Raw genomic sequence first — 23,817 nt, forward strand, 5'->3', positions numbered from 1 at the left:
GGGGATATCGCGAGGGGTCAGCGACAGGCTGCGCTGGAGACGCGCGCCAGGTCGATGTGGCGGCGCACGGTGAGGGCGAGCGGCACGGGAGCGCCCGGGGCGGAGGGAGCGTGCACGGCGGTACGTCGGGCCATGGTTCGCTGCTCCTTCCCGCTCGTCGGTGGTGATGGCCGCAGCCTGCCACGACCGTGCGGGGTGCGACAACTCGCTTCCCATGATGTGGGATTGCATGTGAACGGAGTGTTTCTCAGCAGGGTTGAACCCTTTTCCAACTCCCGTAATGTGGCAACCGAACGCAGCCCAGTGACCCCTTCGACGAGCGGAGAGTGACGCGACATGACCGAGGCCGTGACAGCACGCGCACCGGGCGGTGCCCAGGCCGTCCGGCGCGCGCTGGACGTCCTGCACTGCTTCCACGACAACGGGCCCGACCTCAGCGCCTCCGACCTCGCCCGGCGTCTGGAGCTCTCGGTGTCCACGGCCCACCGGCTGGCGCGCACGCTTCTGGGTGCGGGGTTCCTGGAGCAGGATCCGCGCACCGCCCGCTACCGCCTGGGGCCCGCCGTGACCGAGCTGGGCCGGCTCTCCTACCACCAGCGCGGGCTGCATCTGGCCGCTCCCGAACTGGCGGACCTGGCCGAGCGGACGGGCGCGACGGCGGACCTGGCGCTGCGCAGCGGGCCGCACGCGGTGATCGTGGCGGGCGGTTCCGTGACGCCGAAGGTGGGGCTGCGCCGGCCACTGCACTCCACCGCGCTGGGCAAGGTGCTCCTCGCCTGGGCGCGTCCGGGCGACGGGGGTCCCGAGTCGCTGCCGCCGCTGCCCGCTTTCACCGACCGGACCATCGTCGAACCGGCCGCACTGGAGGCGGAGTTGGTACGGGTGCGGGCGGAGGCCTACGCGCTCAACGACGGGGAGTCGGCGCACGGGGTGCGGACCCTGGCCGTGCCGGTCCTCGACGGTGCGGGGTATGCGCGCTTCGCCCTCGCCGTACGGGCCACACCGTCCCTGATCACCGCCGAGCGCACCGAGTGGCTGCTCACCGAGGCCCGGTCCTGCGCGCGGGCCCTGGAGGTGCTGCTGCTCTCCCCGGCGGAGCGGCGGCCGCCCGCCCGGTAGCGGACCCCACGCGCCGGGACCGTCGCCGGGGTGGGGCTGCCCGTGGGCCGGGGACTGTCGGTGGGCCGTGGGACGATGGCGGCGTACAGCGAACGGGCCACCACTGGCCATCGCGGCGCACGGCGGAGGGACCCCTTCCGGCGGCGGCGCACGGCGAGAAGACCACATTCCGACGGCGGCGAGAGCGACGATGACGGACACGGGGGCAAAGGCCCGCCCGGCGGCCACGGGCCGGGCCGCCCGTGAGCTGCTGGCCGAGGCGGAGGCCCTGCTGGGCCGAGCCCGCGCGGTGCGGGAGGACCACACCCGGGCCGTCGACGCCGTACGGGCCGTCCTCGACCCGCTCCTGTCCTCCCTGGTCGACCGGGAGCTGGCCGCCATCCCCGTCTCCCGCCTCAAGGACGTCACCGAGGGCCGGCTGCGCCTCACCGCCCTCGAACAGGCCGGATTCGCCACGGTCGGGCAGGTCCACGGCACGGCCCGCCACGAGCTCCGGCTGATTCCCGGGGTCGGGGCCCACACCGCCGACCAGGCTCTGGCGGCCGCCGGGCAGATCGCCGAGGCGGTGCGCGAGACCGTCTCCGTACGGATCGACATGGACGCCCCGGACGACCCGGCCACCGCGCTGGTCGTCGCCCTGCACCGGCTGGTCGAAGCCGGTCCGGACGCGCGGCGGGCGGTGGAGGCGGCCCGGCGGCTGGCCGAGCGGCTCGACCCCCTGACGGCCGCCGCCGCACCGGCCGGGAGCCGGCTGCGGATGCTGTTCACCGGCAAGGAGTCCCGGACCCGGGCGCTCGACGCCGTGGCCGCCCTGCGTACGGCGCTCATGGAAGCGGCGGACCAGGACGTGCCGCTGCTGTTCGGCCAGGTCTCGGTCGACCTGCTGCGGGCGCCGGAGTCGGCGCCGGGGGCGTGGGTGGACTTCGAGCTGCGGTCCGCCGAGTACTACAGCCTGCTCGCCGGGCTGTCGGGCGGCGGCCCGGACCGTGACGCCGCCGAGGGGTTCCTGCCCGCCGGGATCGCGGACCGGGTGCGGGCGCTCCGGCTCGACGACTCGCGGCTACGGGTCTCCCTGCGCGGCTACCAGTCGTTCGGGGCGCGCTTCGCCCTGACGCAGAAGCGGGTCGTCATCGGGGACGAGATGGGGCTCGGCAAGACCGTGCAGGCGATCGCCGCCCTGGCCCATCTCGCCGCGCGGGGCGAGAGCCACTTCCTGGTGGTGTGCCCGGCGAGCGTCCTGATCAACTGGAGCCGGGAGATCCGGGCCCGCTCCACCCTGCGCGCGCTGCCGGTGCACGGGGCGGAGCGGCTGGACGCGTTCGCGGAGTGGCGGGCGGGCGGCGGGGTCGCCCTCACCACCTTCGACGCGCTGCGCGCCCTTCCCGATGACGTCGCGACCACCGTCGCCCCGGCGATGCTGGTGGTGGACGAGGCCCACTTTGTGAAGAACCCCGCCACCCGGCGGTCGCAGGCGGTCGCATCGTGGGCGGAGCGCGCGGACCACGTCCTGTTCCTGACCGGGACACCGATGGAGAACCGGGTGGAGGAGTTCCGCAGTCTCGTCCGCCGGCTCCGCCCGGATCTGGCGGACGCGGTGAGCACGACGCACGGGGCCGCCGGTTCGCAGGCCTTCCGGCGGGCCGTCGCCCCCGCCTATCTCCGCCGCAACCAGGTGGACGTCCTCGCCGAACTCCCCGCGCTGGTGCACGTCGACGAGTGGGAGGAGTTCAGCGCGGGGGACCTGGAGGCGTACCGCGAGGCGGTGTCGTCGGGGCAGTTCATGCGGATGCGCCGGGCGGCCTACGCCGTGCCCGCCACCTCCGCCAAGCTGGAGCGGCTGCGCGAACTGGTGGACGAGGCACGGGACAACGGGCTCAAGGTCGTGGTCTTCTCCTACTTCCGCGAGGTGCTCGCCACGGTCGGCGAGGCGGTGGGCCCGGACGCGCTGGGACCGGTCTCGGGCAGCGTCCCGGCCGCCCGGCGGCAGGAGCTGGTCGACACCTTCTCCGCCGTGGACGGCCATGCGGTCCTGCTGAGCCAGATCCAGGCCGGAGGCACCGGGCTGAACATGCAGGCGGCGTCGGTGGTCATCCTCTGCGAGCCGCAGATCAAGCCGACGCTGGAGCACCAGGCCGTCGCCCGCGCCCACCGCATGGGCCAGGTCCGCACGGTGCAGGTGCACCGGCTGCTGGCTGCGGACAGCGTCGACCAGCGCATGGTGGACCTGCTGACCCGCAAGGACCGGCTCTTCGACGCGTACGCCCGGCGCAGCGACCTGGCGGAGGCCGCGCCGGACGCCGTGGACGTGTCCGACGCCGAGATCGCCCGGCGGATCGTCGAGGAGGAGCAGCTGCGGCTGGCCCGCCCGGAGTGACCGGCGGTCAGTGCTGGTGCTCCGCCGTGCCCTTGTCCTCGGCCGCCGCCTTCTCCGCCGCGCCCTTCGCCTTCGTGTCCTTCGCCTTTGTGTCCTCGGGCTCGGACGCGCCTGCCACATGGTGGGGTTCGTAGCCCGGGATCGTGCCGTCCGGCTTCTTGATCAGCAGCAGCCCGGCCATCCCCATGTCGGAGTGGCTCTGTACGTGGCAGTGGTACATCCAGGCGCCCGCGCCCACCCGTTCACCCGCGATGAACTGGAGGCCGAAGGAGTCGGCGGGCCCGCAGATCTTGTTGTCGATGACCCGGCTGGGATCGTCGGGGCCGGTCAGTATCCCGGTCCGGTTGTCGGCCCAGCGATGCCCGTGGATGTGGAAGGTGTGGTAGTACTCGCCGTGCGTGATCATCACGACTTCGAGCCGGTCGCCCACCGTGGCCTCGAAGTTGGTGCTGTTGTGCTCGGCCTTGTTGTTGATCGTCATGTCGTTGAAGACGATCGTGAACGTCTTGTCGGGCAGGATGTCGCCCTTGCGGCGCACGATGACCGGCCCGTAGAGCCCCTTGCGGATGCCCCCGGTGCCGTGGTCCGTGCCGACGACATGGTCGTGGTAGTGCCAGTAGCCCGCGCTGCCCGGCTCCCAGGTGCCGTCCTTGCGACGGCCCGGGGCATGGGTGCGCCAGGTGTACGTACGGGTGCCGCCGGGCTCGACGTGGCTCTTGTTCATCCGGGTGCCGTCGTTGGCGATGTCGTAGTCCACGCCATGGACATGGAGGCTGGCGTCCACGTCGGTGAGGTTCTCGAACTCGATGTGGACCGTGTCGCCCTCGTTGAGCTCGATGAGGGGGCCGGGGATCGAGGCCTTGCCCTTCTCGAAGCCGTAGCCGAGCTGACCGTTCGGCAGCTTCTCGGCGTACATCTTCAGTCGGCGCACCACTCCCCCGGCCGGGGCCGTGCGGGGCGGGTTCTCCGCCGAGCTGGCCTCCACAGCCCCCAGGGACAACGATGTCACGCCGGTCGCTGCCGCGGCCGCGCCGCCGACCAGCATCCGCCGGCTGAAGGTCCTTCGGTCCATGTCGAACTCCCCACTGCGATACGAGACTGGCGGAGGCCGAACGGGCCTCGATGCTTCCAGGAAGGGGCCTGGGTGCGCCCCGGAACGGGCCACACCGTAGCCGGGGGCCGACCGTTTATCCACACCCAGGACAAAGTTGGTGCGATTGCTGCCATAGCTATTGGCGGACCGCGAAAAGAGGTCTAGCTTCGTGCGCTGTCACAGTCGACACAGAGGAATCGCGGTCAACACAGAGGCAGCGAAGAAGAGTTAGCGACCCACAGTCACCGAGAGGTGCAGTGACCACGAAGGGGTGGGTGACCACATGCAGCGCGCATCACATCACCGGTCCAGATCACGACGCGGCCTCGCGGCGGCCGTGGCGGCCGGCGCACTGACCGCGTCCATGCTGGGCAGCGGAGGACCGGCCAGCGCGGGTACGTCGCCGGACCGGGATCTGGTCGAGAAGATGGCGACAACGTTGTCCTTGCCATCCCCGCCGGGTGCGAAGAACCAGGTCAAGGTGCTGGTCTTCCACGCCTCGGCGGGCGACGAGGCACCGTACACGGACGCCGGGATCGCGGCGATCGAGAAGATCGGGCAGACCGGTCCGGAGGCCGGGCGGTTCACCACCGTGGCCACCGCCGACCCGAACGTCTTCACCAACGGCAAGCGGCTCGGCTCCTTCCAGGCGGTCGTCTTCCTCACCGGCGGCGGTGACGTCCTGGACCCGGAGCAGGAGGCGGGCCTGGAGGCGTACATGGAGGCGGGCGGCGGTTTCCTCGGCGTCCATGACGCGGCGCGCACCGAGCCGTACTCGGACTGGTTCACCGGCCTGGTGGGCGCCCGTCCGGCGGCGAACAGCCCGGCCACCGTGCAGCGGGCGACCGTGGAGATCGGCGACCGGGTCCACCCGGCGACCAAGAGTCTGCCGCTGGAGTGGAAGCGCCCCGACAAGTGGCTGAACTGGACGAAGAACCCGTCCGGTGATGTGCACACCGTGGCGCGCGTAAGGGAGTTGACGTACAAGCCGGGTGCGAGCGCCAACGGCTGGGACCACCCGGTCTCCTGGTGCCGCGACTACGACGGCGGGCGCTCCTTCTACACGGCGATGGGCGGTACGGCGGACAGCTTCGCCGAGACCGACTTCCGCGACCATCTGCGCGGGGCCCTCGCCTGGACGAACCGGACCTCGCAGGCCGACTGCAAGGCGACGATCACCTCCAACTACACGGCCGAGCGCCTGACCCAGCCCAACCAGCCGGGCCAGAACGACCAGATCGGTGAGCCGCACGGTCTGGTGACCGCGCCGGACGGGCGGGTCTTCTACATCGGGCGCGGCGGCTCCGCCGCGGGCGTCCCGGTCGTCATCGACTGGAACAACCCGAACATCGGCAAGGGCAAGGGCGAGATCCACGTCTACGACCCGAAGACCAAGAAGGTCACCCTCGCCGGTGCGCTGGACGTCTTCGGCAACAAGGGCGGCGGCGACGAGCTGGTGAAGGTCGAGGAGGGGCTGCTCGGCATCGAGCTCGACCCGGACTTCGCCTCCAACGGCTGGGTCTATCTTCACTACACCCCGCACGCGAAGATCGACCGCGACAAGCGCATGGCGGTCCGCCAGGTCTCCCGCTTCACCTTCGACTCGGCCACCAACAAGCTGGACCTGGCCTCGGAGAAGGTGCTGCTCGGCTGGCCGGTGCAGATCCACAGCTGCTGCCACGCGGGCGGCGGCATGGCGTGGGACTCGAAGGGCAACCTGTACATCGCGACCGGTGACAACAACTCCTCCGGTTTCAGCAGCGGTTACTCCGGCAACAACCCGGAGCCCAACTACAAGGGCGTCTCCTTCGCCGACGCCCGGCGCACCTCGGGCAACACCAACAACCTCAACGGGAAGATCCTCCGGATCCACCCCGAGGACGACGGTACGTACACCCTCCCGTCCGGCAACCTCTTCACCGGCAAGGAGCCGGACGAGGGCGGCGGGAAGACCCGGGGCGAGATCTATGTGATGGGTGTGCGCAACCCGGCCCGGATCTCCATCGACACCTCCACGGACACGCTGTACGCCGGCTGGGTCGGCCCCGACGCGGGCTCGGCCTCCACCACCTGGGGCCCGGCGAAGTACGACACGTTCGCCGCGATCACCAAGGCGGGCAACCACGGCTGGCCGTACTGCATGGGCAACAACCAGCCCTACCGCGACCGCAATCTGCCCGACCCGAGCAAGCCGCTGGGCTGGTACGACTGCAACGCCCCGAAGAACGAGTCGCCGAACAACGACGGCCTGGTCAAGCTGCCGCCGGTGACCCCGAACACCATCTGGTACTCACCGCAGGGCGGCGGGGTCGACTACCCGCGCGACGCCAACGGCGTCCCCAGCTACAAGGCCGAGGAGCAGAAGGAGCTGCTGCCCTGGCTGAAGGGCGGCGGGCAGGCGACCATGAACGGCCCGGTCTACCGCTACGACGCGCAGAGCGACTCGGCGGCCAAGTGGCCGGCGTACTGGGACGGCAAGTGGTTCGTCGGTGACTTCTACGACGACACGCAGCCGCGCCACGCGGTGATCACCGACCCGAAGACGGTCGGGAAGGGCGGACTGCCCACGCACGCCGAGTCGTTGAAGAAGATCATCCCGGTCGGCGCGGACGGTATCCGCAACCTCATGGACTGGAAGTTCGCCCCGGACGGTTCGCTCTACGTGCTGGACTACGGGCGCGGCTTCTTCACCTCCGACTCCAAGTCCGCGCTGTGGCGCGTGACCTACAAGGGCGGCGCGGCAACTCCGTCCGTCAAGGACCTGGTTGGAAAGGCGGCAGCGCAGTGAGACAACCCCTGTACCTCGCCCGGCGGCGGCACCGGCCGCCCAGCTTCTGGGTGGCCCTGCTGGCCTCCCTGCTCATGGTCCTCGGGCTGACCTCGACAGCCGCGTACGGCAAGGGCGACGACCGGTCCGCCCTGAAGGCAGCCGCCGACCAGGTGCTGACCTGGACCGCGGGCGACCCGATCGACCGCTATCTGACCGCGCCGACGACGGCGGTGGCCGGCAAGGCGACCATCGTCTTCGAGAACAGCACGGCGACCGGCAACACGACGAGCATGCCGCACACGCTGACGTTCAGCGTGTCGGATCCGGAGTTCAACAACGACGTCCAGCTGAACGTCCTGGCCAACCCCGGTGACGCCGAGGGCGGCAAGCACAGCGTGGAGGTCACGCTGTCGCCCGGCCGGTACTTCTACCACTGCACGATCCCCGGCCACGGCCAGATGCAGGGCATCCTGACCGTCACCGAGGGCAGCGGGGAGGACACCGAGGCTCCCGCGACCTCGGCGAAGGTCGACGGCGACAAGAACGGCGACGGCGCCTACATCGGTCAGGCCACGGTCACCGTGGCGGCGACCGACGAGGGCTCCGGCGTCGACACCGTGGAGTACGCCCTGGGGGCGGACGGCGAGTGGCAGCCGTACACCGCGCCCGTCGTGGTGAGCGAGGTCGGCGACCACACGGTCCGCTACCGGGCCACCGACAAGGCCGGCAACACGGCGGCGGAGAAATCCGTCGACTTCGCGGTGGCGGCACCGCCGACGGACGACGAGACCCCGCCGGAGACCTCGGCGACCGTCTCGGGTGAACAGAACTCCGACGGGGCCTACTTGGGCATGGCCACGGTCACCGTGACCGCGTCCGACACCGGGTCCGGTGTCAACACCATCGAGTACGCGATCGGCGCGGCCGGTGAGTGGAAGCCGTACACCGCACCGGTGATGGTCCACGAGGTGGGCGAGCACACCGTCCGCTACCGGGCCACCGACCGGTCGGGGAACGTCGCGGCCGAGAAGACCGTCGAGTTCACCGTCGTCGAGCCGCCGTCGCAGGACAAGACGGCTCCGGAGACCTCGGTGAAGGTCGAGGGCGACAAGAACTCCGACGGCGCGTTCATCACCAGCGCCAAGGCCACCGTCACCGCGACCGACGACGACTCGGGCGTGGACAAGGTGGAGTACTCCCTCGACGGTGGTCCCTATCTCGCGTACACCACCCCCGTCATCGTCGACCGGGTAGGCCACCACACGGTGGCGCACCGGGCCACGGACAAGGCGGGCAACACCTCCGAGGCGAAGAAGGTGTCGTTCACCATCGCCCAGGGCGGCGGGGTCCCCGCGCCGAACTGCGCGGAGTTCGACGAGCGGCCCAGCGTCTTCGTCGGCACGGTCGACACAGGCGTCCCGAACCGGATCACCCGTAACCGCTGCACGATCAACGAGCTGATCGAGGACGAGAAGGACTGGTCCTCCCACGCGCTGTTCCTCAAGCACGTGACGGCGGTCCTCGACAAGCTGAAGACCGACGGCGTCATCGACCAGCGCGAGCGCAAGGCGATCAACCAGGCCGCCAAGCAGTCGGGCATCGGGAAGCCGGGCCAGTCGGAGGGGTACACCAAGCTCTTCGACGGAACGGCGGCCTCGCTCGCCAGGTGGAGCCACGTGGGCGGCGGCAAGTTCGGCCTGAACGAGGAGGAGGGGTCCATCACCAGTTCCACCACGGTGGACGGCATGGGCATGCTCTGGTTCCCGACCCGTGCGTACGGTGACTTCTCGCTGAAGCTCCAGTGGCGGGACGACGCCCCGGGCTCGGGCAACGCCAACGGCGGGGTCTTCGTCCGCTTCCCGAAGGTCCACGACCACCCGGAGGAGTCCCGTCCGGAGTGGGTCGCCATCAAGTACGGCCATGAGATCCAGGTCAACGACCGGCCGGACGGCGACATGTACAAGACCGGTTCGGTGTACGGATTCGACCGGGTGGGTCTCGGGGGCGCCGGGGTCACACCCAAGGGCACCTGGAACGACTACGAGATCAAGGTGGTCGACCAGCACTACGCGATCTACCGCAACGGTGTCCTGATCAACGAGTTCGACAACACCGGCGGCCGGCTCTTCGAGCCGCCCCGGGGCGACGACCCGGGCACCGACGGCCGGCGGTTCGCCTCCGGTTACATCGGGCTCCAGGTGCACGGCGTCTCGGACGTCATCTCGTACCGCGACATCCGGATCAAGGAGCTCTGACCCGCGTACGAAACGCTCTCAGGAGGCCGTGGCCGCATGCTCAGGCGTGCGGGCGCGGCCTCCTGGGTGCCGGTGGCGCCATACCCAGAAGACCGTGCAGGAGACCAGCGCCCAGGCGGCGAGCACCAGGTACGGGAAGAGGAACTGGTGGCCCTGGTAGTACACGGCGGTGTGCTGGGCGTTGACGGAGGCGCCCGGCGGCAGCCAGCGGCCGATGTGCCCGAGCGCCGAGGGCAGCAGCGGCCAGGAGACCGCGCCGCCGGACGACGGGTTCCCGAGCAGCACCATGACGCCCCAGGTGGGGATCATCGCCCACCGGCCCATCAGGGTGTTGAACATGGTGAAGACCATGCCCGAGGTGAACATCGTGAACGCCAGGATCAGCCAGGACTGCACGAACGGCAGGTCGACCGCCCCGAGCCACCAGTCGACGGCCGCGGCGATGGCGAAGCCGCCGAGCAGGGCGTACGCGGCGGTGAACGCGATGCGTTCCGCCGGGTTGAGGCCGTGGGCGTGGACGCTCAGCTGGATCGCGCCGAGGAAGCCCATGATGACGGCGGCCAGCGAGATGTAGAACAGGGCGAGCCCGCGCGGGTCCCCCTGCTGGAGCGGCTTGATGTCCCTGACCGTGACATCGACCCCGGTGGCGTCGCCGACCTCAAGACCCGCCTTGCCGAGCAGTTCGGCCACGGACGCCCCCGATGCCCCGGCCACATCCAGCGCCACCCCGCCCTCGGACGCGCGCACGATCGCGAAGACCTTCTGCTCGTCGAGGGCACGGCGGGCGTCGGCGACGTCCGGATAGTCGCGCAGTTCGAGCGAGGCGTCGAGCGCCTTCTCCATCCCGGCGACGAACGCCTCGCCGCGCTCCACCTCCGGCTGGGTGACCAGCGCCGCCGGGATGCGGTGCGGGGTGGGGTCGGCCATCGCGTACGTGTAGGAGCCGGCGAAGAGGCCGGCCGCGGCGGCGACGATGAGGACGAGGACTGTCGCGGGGAGGAACGGGCTGTTCTTGTACGCCTCCCAGCGCTCGCGGAGGGTGAGGGGCCGCCCGTGGGCACCGTGCTTCTCGCTCCCGCCCTTTTCGCCGCTCCCGCTCACGCCATCTCGCCGTCGTCGTCATCGTGGCGGGCGCGGCTGGGCTGGACGCGCTTGGGCTCGCCGGGCATCTTCGGATACTCCGGCGGATAGGGCATGTCGCCGAGCCCGCGCTCCTTCTCGTCCCGGTCGGCCAGCTCCAGCAGCCCGTCGAGCCGGAACGCCTCCTGGTGCATGTCGGCGTGGACGTCGCCGAGTTCGGCGTACCGCACCGGCAACGTACGGATGTCGAAGTCGCGCGGCTCCGCGTCGTCGATCTCCTCCCAGCGCAGCGGCGCCGAGACCGGGGCGTGCGGGAAGGGTCGTACGGAGTAGGCGGAGGCGATCGTGCGGTCGCGGGCGGTCTGGTTGAAGTCGACGAAGATCCGCTCGCCGCGCTCCTCCTTCCACCAGGCCGTCGTCACCCGCTCGGGCATCCGGCGCTCCAGCTCGCGCCCGGCGGCGATGGCGGCGCGCCGGACCTCGGTGAAGGTCCAGGCGGGCTCGATGGGAACGAAGACGTGCATCCCGCGCCCGCCGGAGGTCTTGGGCCAGCCGCGTACGCCGTGGTCCTCCAGGACCGAGCGCAGCTCGTGGGCGGCGGTGACCGCGTCGGCGTAGTCGGTGCCGGGCTGCGGGTCCAGGTCGATGCGGAGCTCGTCCGGGTGGTCGGTGTCCCCGGCCCGCACGGGCCAGGGGTGGAAGGTGAGTGTGCCGAGGTTGGCGGCCCAGATCACGGCGGCGAGCTCGGTGGGGCAGAGCTCGTCGGCGGGGCGGCCGCTGGGGAAGGCGATCCGGGCGGTGGGGATCCACTCGGGAAGGTTCTTCGGGGCGCGCTTCTGGTAGAAGAAGTCGCCCTCCACCCCGTCCACGAAGCGCTGGAGAGTGGTCGGCCGGTGGTTCAGGGCGCGGGTGATCCCGGGCCCCACGGCCAGGAAGTACTCGGCCACGTCCCTCTTGGTGTAGCCCTTCTCCGGGAAGTACACCTTGTCCGGGTTGGACAGCCGCACCGCTCGTCCGCCCGCGTCCAGCTCCACCGCTGCTCCCATGTCGGCCACCGTAGGCCGGTCGCACATATGCCGCACATCGGGAGACATGGGCGGGGCGGCGGGCCAGAATCGGGCCATGGACCTGCCGGTGATGCCGCCCGTGAAGCCGATGCTCGCCAAGTCGGTGTCCAAGATCCCGCCGGGCATGAGTTACGAGGCGAAGTGGGACGGCTTCCGCGCGATCGTCCACCGGGACGGCGACGAGGTCGAGATCGGCAGCCGTACGGGCAAGTCGCTGACCCGCTACTTCCCCGAGATGGTCGACGCCGTACGGGAGAACCTGCCACCGCGCTGTGTCATCGACGGTGAGCTCGTCATCGCGCACGAGGGGCGGCTCGACTTCGAGCGGCTCAGCGAGCGCATCCATCCGGCCGACTCCCGGGTGCGGATGCTCGCCGAGCGGACCCCGGCGAGCCTCATCGCCTTCGACGTCCTCGCGGTCGACGACACCTCGCTTCTGAGCACCCCGCAGGTGGACCGGCGGACGGTGCTGACGGCCGCCCTGTCCGGCGCATCCGCGCCCGTGTTCCTCGCCCCGTCCACCACGGACATCGAGGTCGCCCAGGAGTGGTTCGAGCGGTACGAGGGCGCGGGGCTCGACGGGATCGTGGCCAAGCCGCCGGATCTGCCGTACCGGCCCGACACCCGGGTGATGTACAAGATCAAGCACGAGCGGACCGCCGACGTCGTGGTGGCGGGGTACCGCGAGCACAAGAGCGGCCCGGTCGTCGGCTCGCTCCTGCTCGGCCTGTACGACACCGGGGGCGTGCTCCAGCACGTCGGGGTCTGCGCGGCCTTCCCCATGAAGCGGCGCGCCGAGCTGGCCGAGGAACTCGCCCCGCTGCGGTGCGAGTTCGCCGACCACCCCTGGGGGGCGTGGGCGGACGCGGCGGCGCACGAGACCTCCCGGCTGCCGGGGACGCAGAACCGCTGGTCCGGCAAGAAGGACCAGTCCTGGGTGCCGCTGCGGCCGGAGCGGGTCTGCGAGGTGGCGTACGACCACATGGAGGGCGACCGGTTCCGCCATACGACACAGTTCCGGCGGTGGCGCCCGGACCGGGCCCCGGCCGGTTGCACGTACGCGCAGCTGGAGGAGGTCGTCTCCTACGACCTGGCCGAGGTGCTGTCGGGGGGCGGCTGAACCGGCGGCCCGCGACAGCCGTCGGCTCCGGCGTACATGGGCGGCGGCGACGGGGGCACCAGGCTGCGGGCGGGGACATGGCGAGGAGAAGGGGGACACACCGATGAGTGACGGTGCTCAGGACGACCCGGCGGAGTTGCTGAAGGGGCTGACCGTCGACGGACGGCGGCCCGAGCAGCCGGTGCTGCTCGACGAGCGGGGCCGCCCGCTGGAGACCTGGCGGGAGAACTATCCGTACGAGCGGCGGATGCGGCGCAGGGAGTACGAGCAGGAGAAACGCATCCTCCAGATCGAGCTGCTGAAGATGCAGCGCTGGGTCCGGGAGAGCGGGCAGCGGCTGGTCGTCCTCTGCGAGGGCCGGGACGCGGCGGGCAAGGGCGGAACCATCCAGCGGTTCACGGAGCGTCTCAACCCCCGCGGGGCGCGCGTGGTCGCCCTGGAGAAGCCGACGGAGCGCGAGGCCGGGCAGTGGTACTTCCAGCGGTACGTGGCCCATCTGCCGACCGTCGGCGAGATCGTCTTCTTCGACCGCTCCTGGTACAACCGGGCCGGGGTCGAGCGCGTGATGGGGTTCTGCACGCCGGAGCAGCACGCACACTTCCTGAAGCAGACACCGCAGTTCGAGCAGATGCTGGTGGACGACGGCGTGCTGCTGGTGAAGTTCTGGTTCTCGGTCTCCCGCAACGAACAGCGGACCCGGTTCGCGATCCGGCAGGTCGACCCGGTACGCCAGTGGAAGCTGTCGCCGACCGATCTGGCCTCGCTCGACCTCTGGGACGACTACACCGCGGCGAAGGTCGACATGTTCCGGGCCACGGACAGCGAACACGCCCCGTGGACCGTGGTGAAGAACAACGACAAGAAGCGCGGCCGCCTGGCGGCGATGCGCAGCCTGCTGGGGCGGTTCGACTACGACAGCAAGGACGAGAAGGCCGTCGGCACCCCGGACCCGCTGATCATCGGTCCCGCCGACACCTTGCTGGAGCCGGGCGAGGAACCCGCGGACCTCTCCCCCACCCCGCTGGCCACCCGGACCCACGGTCCGGGCGACCACCCCGAGCGGAGCTGAGCGGAGCCGGCTGTGGAATTCCGCCTCACGGCCCCGGTTCTTCTTTCCGGCTCACAGGAATGAATCCGGGGTCATGGGGCGGAATTCCGGTGGCGTGCCGTACCGTCACGCCTTCGCCACGCGGAAGGAATTACCGGAGGACGACCTCACCCGGTTCGAATTTCGTCCACTTGCCCTGGAGCTTCTCGTCACCGCGGACGTGGACCGTCCGGGCCACCGGCGAATCCAATAGCCGGAGCAAACGGAATATCACCCCCGTATTCAGCTCCCGGTCGAATCCGGCGAGATGATGGAGTTGCGCCAGGTGTGGACACCGCGCCAGGGGGAATGCGGTGGTTCCGACGGCAGGAGAAAATCCACGAGGCCAAGGAACACCAGGCCAAGGAAAGGGAGGTACGGGCGTGCACAGCACCCCTCCCGAACGTCACGCGGAGACCTCGCCGGCCGGCGGCGCGGCCGCGCAGGTGCCGCGGAGCGCGGGCGAGGCGCGCGATGCCGTGACACGGCTGCTGGCAGCGGAGTTCAGCGAGTTGTCGGACGAGATCCTCTCGAACGTGGTCGTGGCCGACGCCCTGCTGGTGACCTCGGAGATCGTGACCAACGCACTGCGGCACGGTGGGGGCCTCACCGGCTTCTCGGCCCGGGTCACCGACGGCGGGCTCCGCCTCGTCATCGACGACGCGGACCCCCGGCATCCCGTCCTGCAGGAGCCTGCCCCCGGGTCGGTCGGCGAGGGCGGTTACGGCTGGTCCCTGGTCCACCGGCTCACGGCACGGCTGTCCGTGACGCCCCATGAGGGCGGCAAGCGCATCGTCGCCCTGGTGTCCCTGATCTGAAAGGCCGGCCTCTCGGCCCGGGGGCAGCACCTCAGCGCCTCAGCGGGAGGGTGACGGACGCTGCTCGGTGGACACCGCCTCTTCGCCGGCGCCCCGGGCGGGCGGCTGGTCCTCCTGGCGGGCGAAGAGGTGCTGGATTCCGGTGATCCGCATGATCCGGTCGAGGAAGGGCGGCGCGTCCTCGACGTGCAGGTACATGCTCCGGGCCGCCGTGTCCCGGTGGACCTGCAGCAGGGCGGAGACCCCCATGGAGTCGCACAGTCTCAGCTTCGCGCAGTCCAGGTACAGGTCGCGCAGGTCCGGTCGGTCGGCCAGCCGTTCCGCCGCCCTCGCAACGAGCTCGTGGCTGGTGTCGTAGTCCAGGTCGCCGGTGAGCCGCAGCCGGACCCAGCCCCGGCCCCCCTCGGCGGTGACGGTGAAGAACGGACTCGGCAGGGCGGTCATGCGGAAGCTCCGGGGTGCTGGTCGGTGGTGGGCACTGCCTTGTCCAGGTGCCCGCACGCCCGGTCGAGCATGCGCGTGGCCCGCGGGAAGTCCTTGAGCTCGACGCCCAGGGCGTCCAGTGCGGGGCGCAGTGAGCGGGCGGGGACCTTGCGGGCCAGGCCGTCGGTCTCCCGGCGGCCCACGGCCAGGCCGGGGGCCGGGATGCCGTCGGCCAGCCGCCGGGCCGCGGCGCGCACGTCGGGGGCCCAGGCGTCGGCGCCCAGCAGCCGGGCGTAGCGGCCGTCCGCGCCGAACGCCGCGCCGCCCGCCAGGACGGGCACTCCCACGGCCTGGCACGCGGTGATCGCGGTGTGCGCGGTGGGCAGCCGCGTGGCGATGGACGACGAGAGGGCCACCGCGTCCGCGCCGGTGCTGTGCAGATGTGCCACGAGGTGCGGCGTCGGCACCTGGGCGCCGAGGAAGTCGACCTTCCACCCGCGCAGGGTGAGGACTGAGGACAGCAGGACGTTGGACGCCTCGGCGAGGAACCTGGTGCGTTCCCGTTCGGCGGTCAGCGCCTCCTCGGCGGCGTACCGGGCGGTGTGGTCGACCAGCCACCACACCACGGCGTCGTCCGCATGCCGGGTCGGATGGGCCTCGAAGCGGCGGCCCCGGAACTCACCCGTGACGGCGGGAGGCTCCGGGTCGCCCCGGTGCACGGCATCGGCGGCGGTCTCCACCGTCGCCCGGGCCAGCCAGGCGAGGCCGTCCGGCAGCGGTATGCCCTGTTCCACGCCCGGGAGCAGGCTCATCTCCCCGTCGACCCGTGCGGCGGTACCGGCCAGGTCGACGACGACCACCACGTGCGGTGGCCTGCCCCAGGAGGCCGGAGCGAACCGCTCCTTCGTGTTCTTCGTGTTCTTCGTGGGCGTGACGGTCTTTCCTTCGGGTGGAACCATGCGGGGAACACGCCTGCGGCGAGTCCCACCACCTTCCGGCTGGACGAACTGTTTCCCTCAGGCAAACATCTCGGAGGGCGTCCGAAATATCAACCCGATCCGGGCCTCGTCCCCTGAGCGGGTGCCCTGTGACACAGGATGATCACGTCACTCTTCCGAGGTCTCCACACGATCGGCTCAAGCGTTCACTCCGTCGGCCGGTGCGCACGGATCGTCCTCCTCGCCCTCGGCGGAGGCCCGGATCCCGGCCTCCGCCGAAGGCTCGGGCGGGGTGGGGTCGCCGCTCGGGCAGCCGGGGTCGGTGGTTCCGGGGTCGGGGCTCGGGCCGGGTGTCGGGTCCGTCGGGTCGGGTGTCGGGGTGGGGCCGGGGTCGGTGGGGCCCGGGTCGGTCGGACCGGGGTCGGTGGGGTCGGGGCTGGGGCCGGGCGTGGGATCCGTCGGGGTCGGGGTCGGGCTCGGGCCCGGGTCCGTGGGGCCGGTCGGGTCGGGGCTCGGGCTCGGTGTACCGGGTTTCGTGGGGCCCGGCGTGGGCGTGGGGCTCGGCGGGCGCGTGGGCTGCGGGCCGATGACGATGCCGCCGCCGCCCTTGCCCGGCGCGGCGGGGGCGCCCGAGCCGACCGGCGCCTCGGGGCGGTCGGGGCCACCGGGTCCGGGGCTGGTGGGCAGGACGCCCTGGCCGTCGGCGACCGGGTGGGTGCCCTTGCGGTAGAACTCCAGCCAGGACAGCACCGTACGGAGGTAGGCGTCGGAGCGGTTGTAGCTGAGGACCGCCCGGTCCAGATCGGCCCGGACGCCCAGATCCCGGCCTCCGGCGCACAGGTAGTGCCCGGCGGCGAGGGCCGCGTCGTAGATGTTGTCCGGGTCCTTGCGGCCGTCGCCGTTGCCGTCCTTGGCCCAGTTCACCCAGGTGGACGGGATGAACTGCATCGGCCCGACGGCCCGGTCGTACGTGCGGTCGCCGTCGTACACCCCGTTGTCGGTGTCCCGGATCAGCGCGAAGCCCACTCCGTCGAGCGCGGGCCCCAGGATCGGGGTGAGCGTGGTCCCCCGCGCATCGACGCGGCCGCCCGCCGCCTGCCCGGACTCGACCTTGCCGATCGCCGCTAGCAGCTGCCACGGGAGCCGGCAGCCGGGGTCGCTGCGGAGTAAGGACCGCTCGGCGTTCCGGTACGCGGCGAGCACGGTCGCCGGGATGCCCGCCTCGGACCGGACGCGGTCGAGCAGCGGGGGCGACGGCTTCGCCCCCGCGCGTGGCGGCTTCAGCGGTGCCGGGGGTTCCGGGCTCTCCAGCGGCGGCAGTTCGGTGTGGTAGGAGTCGTCGCCCGGCACCTCGCTCCACACCACGTCGTCCGTGTCCGACTCGGCCCGCTCCGCCCGCGAGGCCGCCACCGCGTCCGCGAAGCCGGGCGCCTGGGACGCGGTGAGCGCGGCCATCGCGGCCACCGCCGTGACCGTACCGGTGAGCTGGCGGCGTACCGTGCCGTTGAACCTCATAGCTGGTCCCCTCTCCCTGTTGTCCGGGCCTGACGGTTCAGCGGGTGAACGTGTCGATGGCGGCGATCCGCCAGGTGTCCCCGTTGCGGACGGCGTCCACGGCGAACATGGCCGCCGCGTAGGTGGTCTCCTCGTCCTTGCCGGTACGGGTGTTGCTCTGGTCGGCGAAGATCAGCAGCCGGGCGCGGTCGCCGTCCAGATACTCCACCCCGCTCCCCGTCACGGTCGTGGTGAGGACGAGCTTCTGCTTCGGCGCCTGCGCCCGTACCTCGGCGAGCATGTCCTTGTGCTGCTGCACGGCTCTGCCGGTCAGATAGGTCTTCGCCGCGCGGTCGGAGCGGGCGGGCGAGGCGTAGTCGTACGAGAAGACCGCGCCGACCGCCTCGCTGATCCGCCCCTTCACCTCGCTGGTCGCGGCGATGTCGGTGAGAGCGGTGTTCTGCCGGGTGGGCTCGTCGCGCAGGCTCGCGGCCGAGGCGAACGCCCAGGCGGCGAAGGCCCCGAGGAGGACGGTGAGGACGCAGAGGACGGCAGGAAGCCGGGGTCGCCTCGGGGGCGTGGTCAGAGCGTCCGCTTCGGGCTCGGGCTCGGGTGCGGGGTCCGGCTCGCGCTCGGGCTCGTTCTCGGCTTCCGGCTCCGGCTCCGGCAGGCCCCGTGGTGCGGTGGTCTCCTCCGTCACCTCCTCGCCCGCCACCTCCTCATGCGCTGCCGGGGCGACCGTCGTGCGTGAAGGAGAAGTGGCCAGTCTGCGGCGGCGGTTGACGAGATGACGGGTCGTCGACATGGGAGGGGTCCTCTCGGGTGCGGGGTGGGAAGAGGGGCCGGGGCGCGGGTTCAGCCGGCCGTGGAGCCGACGGGCGCCTGGCCGAGCGCACTGAGCTTCCACCCCTCGGCGGTCCGGGTGAGGGTGCCGAGCATCCGGCTCTCCTTCACCGCCGGTTCGCCCTTGGGCGCGGCGACGGTGACCCGCAGAGCCACCATGACCCCGGCTCGGCCCGCCCGTTCGTCCAGTTCGGTCACCGCGCCGGAGAGGACCTTCGCGGTGCTGACCGTCTTCGCCGCCACGATCTGTTCCGCGAATGCGTCCCGGCCTTCCACCAGTTGGCGGCGCAGGTCACCGGTGGTGGACTCCTCCCAGCTGTCGAGCCCCTTCTCCAGCGTGCGGTGGTCCAGGGTGTTCATGTTCTGCACCGCCTGCTCCCCCGCCGCCAGGGCGTCGTCCCGCGCCTGCGCGTAGGAGGCCGCGTCGTCGTGGGAGGCGTCGTAGCGCTCCCAGCCGCCCCAGCCCGCCGCCGCGGCGGCGACGACCGCGAGCGCCGTCGCCGCGATCACCAGCGGGTTCCTCGTCGTCCCTGCCCGTGCCATGTGCTGCCTCTCCCCTGCCGTCATGTGGAGCCGATCTCGACGATCCGCCACTGTCCGTCCCGCAGTTCGGCGGTGACGGAGAGCTGTGCGGAGGCGGTGGTGGCGGGCCGGCCCCGGCGCTCGTAGACCTGGTCGAGGAAGACCAGGAGGTGGGCGCTGCTGCCTGTCAGCCTGGTCACTCCGGCCCGTACGACGTGGGTGGTGAGCGTCAGCTTCTGGTCGGCGGCCTGCTTCTCGACCTGGCCGAACAGTGCCGCGTACTGCTGGAGGGCCTTGCCCGCGAGGACCTGCTGCGCCGCGTCCTTGGTGAGGGCGGTGGCGTCGGGGCCGTACGAGAAGATCCTGCCGAGCGCGTTGCTGACGTCGCCCGTCACCCGGGTGGTCGCCTCGGCGTCCGTGAGGGCGAGGTTGGCGGTCGCCGGGGTGTCGCGCAGCTGCTGCCCCTCGGCGAAGAGGACCCCGCCGGTCGCGAGCAGGGCGACCGTCAGAAGGGCGCCGAGGATGCGGGGCCACCGGGGGCGGCGACCGGGCTCATCGGTGCCGTCGGTGCGTCCGGTGCCGTCCGGACTGTCCGGCTCGGCGTCGTCCACGCGGTCCTCGTCCACGCGGTCCTCGTCCACGCGGTCCTCGTCCGCAACGGGCTTGCTCTCCAGCGCTGTTCGCTCGCTCATCCACCGTCTCCCGCCGTCATCGCCGTGAGCGCCTTGACCTTCCAGCCGTCCCCGGTGCGGGCGAGCGTCGCGGTGAAGCGCTTGCGCTGGGTACCCGGGGCGCCGGTGCGCGGGGTGACCTGGACGTCCACGGTGGCGATCAGCTCCGCCGTGCCGGTCCGGTCGTCCAGGGCGGTGAGCGCCGCCGATGTGACCTTGCCGCGGGCGGTGTCACCCGCCGTGGTGAGCGTCCTCGCATCGGCGGCCGAGGTCCGCTTCAGCTGGTCGTGGAGCGGTCCGGTGGAGGAGTCGCGCCACGCGCGCAAGCCGGTCGTCACGCTGGTGGCGTCCTTGCCGTCCAGGCTGTTCAGCGTGGCGAGGTGCCGCTTGCCCTGCGCCAGGGCCGTGTCGCGGGCCTTGGCATAGGAGAGGGTGCGGTCGCCACGGGCCTGCGCGTACGACCAGGTGCCGAGGGAGCAGACAAGGGCGGCGGCGAGCAGGACGGCCCAGCCGCCGAGGTGCCGGGTCCGGAGCGTCATGAGCCGCCTCCCAGGCCGAGGAGCCCGGCCATGCCAGGGGCGGGCGGCGCGGTGCGGGGCGCGGTGCCCAGCGCTCCGGGCAGCCGGTCCTTCGCGTCCGCGCTGCCGCCGCTGTCACCGTCGCCACCGAGCAGCATCGAGCCGGGCTTGGCGGGTGTGGGGACCGGGCCGCCCTTCGGGGCGTTGGCGCTGCCCCGGACGTTGATGCCGGTGCCGGGTGAAGAGGCGCACCGGGCACCGGTGTTGAGGTTGGGGGCGGGTGAGGTGTCGAGTCCGTTGCGGTACGTCGTGGCGCCGTACCCGGCGGTGCAGGGCAGCGGCTCGAAGAAGGTGACGGACATCCCGAACCGGGCGCCGTCCTCGTCGACCGCGCTCGATCCTGCCGCCACCACCGCCGGCAGCTTCACCAGCAGTTCCTCCAGGCCTCGTTGGCGGGTGACGGCGACCTCCGATGTGGTGAGCAGGTTGGCGACGACGACGCCGAAGCCGGGGTCGAGGTCGCGCAGCAGTCCGCTGATCTGTACGGCGGCGTCCGGCGTGGTCGCGATCAGCCGCCGCAGGTCGGCGTCGGATCCCTTCAGTTCGGCGGCCAGTTCCTTGGCCCCGGACGCGAACCCCTTGAGCGCCGCGCCCTGTTCGGCCTGGGTGCGCAGCACGGTCTCGCCGTCGGCCATCAGCCGGGTGGTCACCGGCAGGGCCCGGTCGGCCGCGCCGATGAACTCGGATCCGCTGTCCAGCAGCACCTGGAGGTCGTCGCCGCGCCCTTCGAAGGCGGTGCCGAACTCCTCGACGACCGTGCGCAGATGTTCCAGGTCGACCGAGCTCGCGAAGTCGTTGACGCTGGTGAGGACGGTGGTGGGCGGGGCCGGGAGGGTGGTGTCGGCCTCGTCGATCACCGAGCCGTCGCCCAGGTAGGGGCCGTCGGAGCGGGTCGGGCGCAGGTCGACGTACTGCTCGCCGACCGCCGAGAGGTTGGCGACTACCGCCTGGAGGCTGTCCGGGATGGGCGGGGTGTCCTTCTCGATCCGCAGCTCGGCCTCCACCCCGTCGCCGGTCAGCTCGATGGGGCCGACCCGGCCCACCGAGACGCCCCGGTAGGTGACGTTGGAGTGGGTGTAGAGGCCGCCCGTCTGCGGGAGCTGGACCGTGACGGTGTAGTAGCTGCGCAGCCCGACGTAGTGGCCGAGACCGGCGTACCGCACGCCCAGATAGCCGAGGACCAGCACGGCGACGACGAGGAAGGCTATGTTCTTGAGCCGGATGGCGGGAGTGATCACGGGGTGCCGCCCTTCTCCGGCGCCTCGGGCCCCGAGGTGCGCGAGACGGCCGGCAGCGGGAGCGGAAGCGCGTTGCGGGCCGCCGCCGCGCCCTCCGCGCCGGGCTCGTGCGGCGGCGGGGGCTGGTTCGGGTCGTCCGGGGTGAGCGCCGGGATGATGCGGGTGCCGGGTGCGGCCGTGACGTCCAGATAGACGTTCAGGTAGTCGCCCTTCACTCCGCGCAGCACCTCGTCCGTGAAGGGGTAGGTGAGCGAGGCCTGGAGGGCGTCGGGAAGGTCCTTGCCGGAGTCGGCGAGCGCCTTGAGGGTCGGGGCGAGCGCCTTGAGGTCGGCGATCATGTCGGCTTTGCTCCGGTTGATGGTGTCGACGGCCACGGTGGAGAGGGTGTCGAGGGAGCGCAGCATGGTGAGCAGTGAGCCGCGCTGTTTCTCCAGGACCTTGAGTCCGGGGCTGAGCCCGGTGAGGACCGTTCCGACGTCCTGCTCACGGGTGGCGAGGGTGGCGGCGAGCCGGTTGACGCCGTCGAGGGCCCGGGTGATGTCGCCCTTGTTGGTGTCCAGGTTGGTGACGAGGGTGTCGACCCGGTTCAGCATCGAGCGGATCTGCGGTTCGCGGCCGGTGAGCGCCTTGTTCAGCTCGGTGGTGATGGTCTTCAGCTGGTTGACCCCGCCCCCGTTGAGGAGCAGGGACAGGGCGCCGAAGACCTCTTCGACCTCGGGGTTGCGGTTCGTGCGGGTGAGCGGGATGCGGCCGGCCTCCGCCAGGGAGCCGCGGGCGGTGCCCTCGGCCGGCGGGGAGAGCTGGATGAACTTCTCGCCGAGGAGGCTGGACTGTTCGAGGCGGGCGTAGGCGTTGGCGGGGAGGTCGATGTCCCCGTTGACCCGCATGGTGACCCGGGCGCTCCAGCCGTCCGCGGCGAGGGCGATGCCGGTGACACGCCCGACGGACACGTCGTTGACCTTGACCGAGGACTGCGGGGCCAGGCTGAGGACGTCGCCGAACTCGGCGGTGATCTCGTACGGGCGGTCGCCGAGGTCGGCGCCGCCGGGCAGCGGTATCTGCTCGATGCCGGTGAAGGCGGGGCCGTCGGTACGGACCACGACCAGGGCGATCAGGGCGCCGGTGGCGAGCAGGGCGACCGCTCCGGTGGCCGCCCGGGCTCCGGTGGTGCGCAGGGAACCGCTCATCGTTCCGCTCCCTCCTTCCGCTGCTTCGGACTCTTCTCCGCGGGCTGTTTCTCCGGGGTCCCGAAGACCGTCCCGACCGCCGGCAGCGGCAGGACGGGCAGAGCCTTCCGGCGGTTCGCGTCGACGGGTGCGAGGCCGGGCGGCGGGCCGGAGGCCGCGTCCGGGTCGACGAGGGGGCCGCCCATGGAGAGTTCGTTGAGGTTGGCCCGGCCGTTGAGGGTCCGGTTGGCCGGGTCGTACGCGTTCAGGACGTTGCCCGCCGCGAGCGGCAGGGTGTCCATCGCCTCGGCCAGCGAGGCCCGCTGGTCGACCAGGGCCTGGGTGATGGGGACCAGGGCATCGACGTTCTTCTTCAGCGCGCCCCGGTTCTTCGCGATGAACGTCTTGACCTGGCCGAGCGCGGCGCCGAGCTCCTTGAGTGCCGCGCTGAGGTTCTTCTTGTCGTCCGCGAGGAACGAGGTGACCGAGTTGAGCTGCTGTTCGGCGGTGCGGACCTCGCTGTCGTTCTCCTTGAGCATGGTGGTGAAGGACTGGAGGTAGGCCAGCGTGTCGAACAGGTCGCCGCTGCTCTTGTCGAGGGTCTTGGCGGCCTTGCCGAACTGTTCGACGGAGTCCCCGATGGCCTTCCCGTTGCCGTCCATGTTCTTCGCCCCGGTCTCCAGGAGCCGGGCCAGTGCCCCGTCGGCGTTGGCCCCGTTCGGGCCGAGCGCCGTGGTGATCTCGGTGATCGACGCGTACAGCTGGTCGACCTCGACGGGGGTGGCGTTGCGGGCGGCGGGCAGTTCGGCGCCGTCCGCGAGGAGCGGTCCGCCGTCGTAGGCGGGGGCGAGCTGGATGTACCGGTCGGCGACGAGGCTGGGGGCGACGACGACCGCGTGCGCGTCCTTGGGCACCTTGACGCCCTCGTCCAGGCGGAGGACGACCTCGACCTCCTCGCCCTTGGGGGTGACGGATGCGACCGTGCCGACCCGGACGCCGAGGACCCGCAGGTCGGACCCGGCGTAGACGCCCGTCGCCCGTTCGAAGTAGGCGGTGACGGTGGTCCTGGAGTCCTCCTCCAGGGCGCTCACCCCGGTGGTGGCGGCGACGGCGACGACCGCGAGTCCGGCGCCGATGCCGATGATGCGTGTGCGTCTCATG

The 23,817-nt window shown here is 71.6% G+C and carries 21 protein-coding genes; 7 read left to right on the plus strand and 14 right to left on the minus strand.

Going from position 1 to position 23,817, the window contains the following annotated elements; genetic code table 11:
- Window positions 1-17: 17 nt before the first annotated feature.
- Entirely contained in the window at window positions 18-134 is a 117-nt protein-coding gene (locus ACK8N7_RS04730; protein ID WP_319173181.1) for a putative leader peptide, read from the minus strand.
- Between the two features lie 202 nt (window positions 135-336).
- Between ACK8N7_RS04730 and ACK8N7_RS04735 the strand changes: the two genes are divergently transcribed.
- Window positions 337-1,119, plus strand: coding sequence for an IclR family transcriptional regulator (locus ACK8N7_RS04735; RefSeq protein ID WP_015612654.1), 783 nt, complete (start codon window positions 337-339; stop codon window positions 1,117-1,119).
- A 190-nt stretch (window positions 1,120-1,309) separates the two neighbouring features.
- Window positions 1,310-3,493 (plus strand): DEAD/DEAH box helicase, encoded by a 2,184-nt coding sequence (locus ACK8N7_RS04740; protein WP_403210426.1) that lies wholly within the window; start codon window positions 1,310-1,312, stop codon window positions 3,491-3,493.
- Between the two features lie 7 nt (window positions 3,494-3,500).
- Here ACK8N7_RS04740 and ACK8N7_RS04745 read toward each other — a convergent pair whose 3' ends face one another.
- Window positions 3,501-4,565, minus strand: coding sequence for a multicopper oxidase domain-containing protein (locus ACK8N7_RS04745; RefSeq protein ID WP_403210424.1), 1,065 nt, complete (start codon window positions 4,563-4,565; stop codon window positions 3,501-3,503).
- 304 nt (window positions 4,566-4,869) lie between these two features.
- On the opposite strand from ACK8N7_RS04745, the gene ACK8N7_RS04750 reads away from it, so the two are divergent.
- The gene (locus ACK8N7_RS04750; RefSeq protein WP_500441087.1) at window positions 4,870-7,374 is read left to right on the plus strand and encodes a ThuA domain-containing protein; all 2,505 of its coding nucleotides are present in this window, start codon (window positions 4,870-4,872) and stop codon (window positions 7,372-7,374) included.
- The gene (locus ACK8N7_RS04755; RefSeq protein WP_500441089.1) at window positions 7,371-9,611 is read left to right on the plus strand and encodes an OmpL47-type beta-barrel domain-containing protein; all 2,241 of its coding nucleotides are present in this window, start codon (window positions 7,371-7,373) and stop codon (window positions 9,609-9,611) included. Before ACK8N7_RS04750 ends, ACK8N7_RS04755 begins: the two co-directional genes overlap by 4 nt.
- A gap of 18 nt (window positions 9,612-9,629) precedes the next feature.
- Here ACK8N7_RS04755 and ACK8N7_RS04760 read toward each other — a convergent pair whose 3' ends face one another.
- The gene (locus tag ACK8N7_RS04760; RefSeq protein WP_403210418.1) at window positions 9,630-10,712 is read right to left on the minus strand and encodes an ABC-2 transporter permease; all 1,083 of its coding nucleotides are present in this window, start codon (window positions 10,710-10,712) and stop codon (window positions 9,630-9,632) included.
- Window positions 10,709-11,737 (minus strand): non-homologous end-joining DNA ligase, encoded by a 1,029-nt coding sequence (ligD, locus tag ACK8N7_RS04765; protein ID WP_403210416.1) that lies wholly within the window; start codon window positions 11,735-11,737, stop codon window positions 10,709-10,711. Before ligD ends, ACK8N7_RS04760 begins: the two co-directional genes overlap by 4 nt.
- Before the next feature lie 76 nt (window positions 11,738-11,813).
- On the opposite strand from ligD, the gene ACK8N7_RS04770 reads away from it, so the two are divergent.
- The 3 genes from ACK8N7_RS04770 to ACK8N7_RS04780 all read left to right on the plus strand — a co-directional run bounded on the left by ACK8N7_RS04770 (window position 11,814) and on the right by ACK8N7_RS04780 (window position 14,783).
- Window positions 11,814-12,878: an ATP-dependent DNA ligase gene (locus tag ACK8N7_RS04770; protein WP_403210414.1), complete on the plus strand. Its 1,065-nt coding sequence runs from the start codon at window positions 11,814-11,816 to the stop codon at window positions 12,876-12,878.
- A 103-nt stretch (window positions 12,879-12,981) separates the two neighbouring features.
- Window positions 12,982-13,947, plus strand: coding sequence for a polyphosphate kinase 2 (gene ppk2 / locus ACK8N7_RS04775; protein ID WP_403210412.1), 966 nt, complete (start codon window positions 12,982-12,984; stop codon window positions 13,945-13,947).
- Window positions 13,948-14,348: 401 nt separating this feature from the next.
- Complete coding sequence (locus ACK8N7_RS04780; RefSeq protein WP_403210410.1) at window positions 14,349-14,783, plus strand: ATP-binding protein; 435 nt, start codon at window positions 14,349-14,351, stop codon at window positions 14,781-14,783.
- Window positions 14,784-14,822: 39 nt separating this feature from the next.
- On the opposite strand, the gene ACK8N7_RS04785 is transcribed toward ACK8N7_RS04780, so the two are convergent.
- The 10 genes from ACK8N7_RS04785 to ACK8N7_RS04830 form a co-directional block, all read right to left on the minus strand.
- Complete coding sequence (locus ACK8N7_RS04785) at window positions 14,823-15,227, minus strand: STAS domain-containing protein (RefSeq protein ID WP_403210408.1); 405 nt, start codon at window positions 15,225-15,227, stop codon at window positions 14,823-14,825.
- Entirely contained in the window at window positions 15,224-16,165 is a 942-nt protein-coding gene (locus ACK8N7_RS04790) for a cobalamin B12-binding domain-containing protein (protein ID WP_500441093.1), read from the minus strand. The genes ACK8N7_RS04785 and ACK8N7_RS04790 overlap by 4 nt, the downstream gene beginning before the upstream one ends.
- Window positions 16,166-16,342: 177 nt before the next feature.
- Window positions 16,343-17,659 carry a lytic transglycosylase domain-containing protein gene (locus tag ACK8N7_RS04795; RefSeq protein ID WP_500441095.1) on the minus strand — a complete coding sequence of 439 codons (1,317 nt, stop codon included), beginning with the start codon at window positions 17,657-17,659 and terminating at the stop codon, window positions 16,343-16,345.
- 37 nt (window positions 17,660-17,696) lie between these two features.
- On the minus strand, window positions 17,697-18,443 hold the full coding sequence (locus ACK8N7_RS04800; RefSeq protein WP_403210402.1) for a hypothetical protein: 747 nt from the start codon (window positions 18,441-18,443) through the stop codon (window positions 17,697-17,699).
- A gap of 50 nt (window positions 18,444-18,493) precedes the next feature.
- Window positions 18,494-19,024 (minus strand): Rv1363c family protein, encoded by a 531-nt coding sequence (locus tag ACK8N7_RS04805; RefSeq protein ID WP_500441097.1) that lies wholly within the window; start codon window positions 19,022-19,024, stop codon window positions 18,494-18,496.
- A gap of 20 nt (window positions 19,025-19,044) precedes the next feature.
- A complete protein-coding gene (locus tag ACK8N7_RS04810) occupies window positions 19,045-19,695 on the minus strand; it encodes a hypothetical protein (protein WP_500441099.1) in 651 nt (216 codons plus the stop codon).
- Entirely contained in the window at window positions 19,692-20,213 is a 522-nt protein-coding gene (locus ACK8N7_RS04815; protein ID WP_403210396.1) for a hypothetical protein, read from the minus strand. Before ACK8N7_RS04815 ends, ACK8N7_RS04810 begins: the two co-directional genes overlap by 4 nt.
- Window positions 20,210-21,490 (minus strand): MCE family protein, encoded by a 1,281-nt coding sequence (locus tag ACK8N7_RS04820; protein ID WP_500441101.1) that lies wholly within the window; start codon window positions 21,488-21,490, stop codon window positions 20,210-20,212. Before ACK8N7_RS04820 ends, ACK8N7_RS04815 begins: the two co-directional genes overlap by 4 nt.
- Window positions 21,487-22,677, minus strand: a complete 1,191-nt coding sequence (locus ACK8N7_RS04825; RefSeq protein WP_500441103.1) for an MCE family protein — start codon at window positions 22,675-22,677, stop codon at window positions 21,487-21,489. The genes ACK8N7_RS04820 and ACK8N7_RS04825 overlap by 4 nt, the downstream gene beginning before the upstream one ends.
- Entirely contained in the window at window positions 22,674-23,816 is a 1,143-nt protein-coding gene (locus ACK8N7_RS04830) for an MCE family protein (RefSeq protein ID WP_500441105.1), read from the minus strand. Before ACK8N7_RS04830 ends, ACK8N7_RS04825 begins: the two co-directional genes overlap by 4 nt.
- Window position 23,817 lies beyond the last annotated feature (1 nt).

The sequence above is a fragment of the Streptomyces griseobrunneus genome, assembly GCF_046713465.1.
GTDB classification, from domain to species: domain Bacteria; phylum Actinomycetota; class Actinomycetes; order Streptomycetales; family Streptomycetaceae; genus Streptomyces; species Streptomyces microflavus.

Excerpts from the sequence above, each read along its gene's own strand:
- ACK8N7_RS04730 (WP_319173181.1), bottom strand. The coding sequence starts at position 134 with ATGGCCCGACGTACCGCCGTGCACGCTCCCTCCGCCCCGGGCGCTCCC.
- ACK8N7_RS04735 (WP_015612654.1), top strand. The coding sequence starts at position 337 with ATGACCGAGGCCGTGACAGCACGCGCACCGGGCGGTGCCCAGGCCGTC.
- ACK8N7_RS04740 (WP_403210426.1), top strand. The coding sequence starts at position 1,310 with ATGACGGACACGGGGGCAAAGGCCCGCCCGGCGGCCACGGGCCGGGCC.
- ACK8N7_RS04745 (WP_403210424.1), bottom strand. The coding sequence starts at position 4,565 with ATGGACCGAAGGACCTTCAGCCGGCGGATGCTGGTCGGCGGCGCGGCC.
- ACK8N7_RS04750 (WP_500441087.1), top strand. The coding sequence starts at position 4,870 with ATGCAGCGCGCATCACATCACCGGTCCAGATCACGACGCGGCCTCGCG.
- ligD (WP_403210416.1), bottom strand. The coding sequence starts at position 11,737 with ATGGGAGCAGCGGTGGAGCTGGACGCGGGCGGACGAGCGGTGCGGCTG.
- ACK8N7_RS04770 (WP_403210414.1), top strand. The coding sequence starts at position 11,814 with ATGGACCTGCCGGTGATGCCGCCCGTGAAGCCGATGCTCGCCAAGTCG.
- ppk2 (WP_403210412.1), top strand. The coding sequence starts at position 12,982 with ATGAGTGACGGTGCTCAGGACGACCCGGCGGAGTTGCTGAAGGGGCTG.
- ACK8N7_RS04785 (WP_403210408.1), bottom strand. The coding sequence starts at position 15,227 with ATGACCGCCCTGCCGAGTCCGTTCTTCACCGTCACCGCCGAGGGGGGC.
- ACK8N7_RS04790 (WP_500441093.1), bottom strand. The coding sequence starts at position 16,165 with ATGGTTCCACCCGAAGGAAAGACCGTCACGCCCACGAAGAACACGAAG.
- ACK8N7_RS04795 (WP_500441095.1), bottom strand. The coding sequence starts at position 17,659 with ATGAGGTTCAACGGCACGGTACGCCGCCAGCTCACCGGTACGGTCACG.
- ACK8N7_RS04800 (WP_403210402.1), bottom strand. The coding sequence starts at position 18,443 with ATGTCGACGACCCGTCATCTCGTCAACCGCCGCCGCAGACTGGCCACT.
- ACK8N7_RS04805 (WP_500441097.1), bottom strand. The coding sequence starts at position 19,024 with ATGGCACGGGCAGGGACGACGAGGAACCCGCTGGTGATCGCGGCGACG.
- ACK8N7_RS04810 (WP_500441099.1), bottom strand. The coding sequence starts at position 19,695 with ATGAGCGAGCGAACAGCGCTGGAGAGCAAGCCCGTTGCGGACGAGGAC.
- ACK8N7_RS04815 (WP_403210396.1), bottom strand. The coding sequence starts at position 20,213 with ATGACGCTCCGGACCCGGCACCTCGGCGGCTGGGCCGTCCTGCTCGCC.
- ACK8N7_RS04825 (WP_500441103.1), bottom strand. The coding sequence starts at position 22,677 with ATGAGCGGTTCCCTGCGCACCACCGGAGCCCGGGCGGCCACCGGAGCG.
- ACK8N7_RS04830 (WP_500441105.1), bottom strand. The coding sequence starts at position 23,816 with ATGAGACGCACACGCATCATCGGCATCGGCGCCGGACTCGCGGTCGTC.